The 1,416-nt window shown below is 62.3% G+C and carries 3 protein-coding genes and 1 pseudogene; all 4 read right to left on the bottom strand.

Features of this window, described 5'->3' with window-relative positions:
• A pseudogene (locus ACIP1U_RS32530) lies at positions 1–101 on the bottom strand (30S ribosomal protein S5); the annotation flags it as partial.
• 21 nt (positions 102–122) lie between these two features.
• Positions 123–479, bottom strand: coding sequence for a 50S ribosomal protein L18 (gene rplR, locus ACIP1U_RS32525; RefSeq protein WP_026201241.1), 357 nt, complete (start codon positions 477–479; stop codon positions 123–125).
• A gap of 11 nt (positions 480–490) precedes the next feature.
• Positions 491–1,024, bottom strand: a complete 534-nt coding sequence (gene rplF, locus ACIP1U_RS32520; RefSeq protein ID WP_116320346.1) for a 50S ribosomal protein L6 — start codon at positions 1,022–1,024, stop codon at positions 491–493.
• Positions 1,025–1,034: 10 nt separating this feature from the next.
• On the bottom strand, positions 1,035–1,416 hold a 382-nt coding region (rpsH, locus tag ACIP1U_RS32515; protein ID WP_400324048.1), incomplete at its 5' end, for a 30S ribosomal protein S8.

Here is a 1,416-nt window from a genome sequence, read left to right as displayed (position 1 = left end):
CCGCCCTTCACCACCTTGGTGACGCGGTTGACCGAGATCATCTTCTCGCGGAGGCCGTCGTCGCGTTCGTCCTGTTGGACTTTTGCTTGCATCTTTGCCATGACGTATCTCTCTCTGTGCGCTTAGAACTTGAGGCCGGCTTCGCGGGCAGCGTCAGCCAGTGCCTTCACGCGACCGTGGAAGCGGAAGCCGGCGCGATCGAACGCGACGGTTTCCACGCCGGCAGCCTTCGCCTTTTCGGCGATGCGCTTGCCGACCGCGGTCGCGGCAGCGGTGGTAGCACCATTGCCGGTCAGTTCCTTGCGGACGTCTGCCTCTGCGGTCGAAGCCGAAGCCAGCACCTTGGTGCCGCACTCCGAGAAGACCTGGGCGTAAATATGCGAATTCGTACGGAACACGGTCAGACGATTGACTTTCATCTCCGCGATCTTGGCGCGGGTCTGACGTGCACGGCGCAAACGAGCGTCTTTCTTGTTCATCATTGCACCCCTTACTTCTTCTTGGTTTCCTTCAGGATGACGCGCTCGTCGCTGTAACGCACACCCTTGCCCTTGTAGGGCTCGGGCGGACGGTACGCGCGGACTTCCGCGGCAACCTGACCGACTTTCTGCTTGTCCGCACCCTTGATGATGATCTCGGTCTGCGTCGGCGTTGCCGCCGTCACGCCTTCCGGCATCTCATGGATCACGTCGTGCGAGAAACCAAGCTGGAGCTTCAGCGCAGCGCCTTGCAGCTGGGCACGGTAGCCCACGCCAACGAGGTTCAGCTTGCGCTCGAAACCGGTGGTCACGCCCTTGACCATGTTCGCCGCCAGGGCGCGCATGGTGCCTTGCAGGGCGTTTGCTTCACGCGACTCGTCAGCCGGCGAGAAGGTCAGCGTGTCGTTCTCGACATTGACCTTGACCAGGCTGTGAATCGGTTGCGACAGCGTACCCAGCGGACCCTTCACGGAGAGCACGCCAGCCGCCACGTTCACTTCCGCGCCCTTGGGGAGCGCGATGGGAGCCTTACCTACACGGGACATGGTTCTCTCCTTAAGCGACGTAGCAGAGAACTTCGCCGCCCACGCCAGTGGCGCGAGCCTTGCGGTCGGTCATCAGACCCTGCGGGGTCGAGATGATCGCCACACCCAGGCCGTTCATCACTTGCGGGATGTCGCTGCGGCCCTTGTACACGCGCAGGCCGGGCTTCGAGACGCGCTCGATGCGCTCGATCACCGGACGGCCGGCGTAGTACTTCAGGCCGATGCTCAGTTGTGCCTTGCCGCCATCTTCCTGGACGGCGTAATCGTCGATGTAGCCTTCGTCCTTCAGGACCTTGGCGATTGCCACTTTCAGCTTCGACGACGGCATGACAACCGACGCCTTCTGCACGCCTTGGGCGTTGCGGATGCGCGTCAGCATATCGGCGATAGGA

The organism is Cupriavidus sp. NPDC089707 (genome assembly GCF_044748965.1).
GTDB lineage: Bacteria > Pseudomonadota > Gammaproteobacteria > Burkholderiales > Burkholderiaceae > Cupriavidus.
This window is presented reverse-complemented; position numbering and strand designations above follow the sequence as displayed.